The organism is Klebsiella sp. K47 (assembly GCF_051858335.1).
Classification (GTDB): Bacteria; Pseudomonadota; Gammaproteobacteria; order Enterobacterales; family Enterobacteriaceae; genus Klebsiella; species Klebsiella pneumoniae.
Map to the genome: position 1 here is coordinate 1 of NZ_JBPYUI010000340.1, position 229 is coordinate 229.

General features: G+C 36.7%; 1 protein-coding gene. It reads right to left on the reverse strand.

Going from position 1 to position 229, the window contains the following annotated elements; translation table 11 throughout:
• Positions 1–229 (reverse strand): IS1 family transposase (locus RRF55_RS28295; protein ID WP_439419338.1); only part of this gene is annotated, 229 nt, incomplete at both ends.

Below are 229 nucleotides of genomic sequence, written 5' to 3' on the forward strand. Positions count from 1 at the left end.
TTACCTTCAATTCCTACAGTAAACAACTTACCAATACTTTGCTTGCAGTTTTTAAAAGCAGTGATGAAACTGTCCCAATGATCACTTGCAATTCGGGTGTAGTGAATACCTAATTGTTTAAGCTTTGTCTTCAACCTTTGGACTGTAGCTAAATCTCTCTTACCCCAAACATAAGCAACAATCTCACCTGTTTCTCGATGGTAGGCGTAAATAAGCCATTGTTTATTAT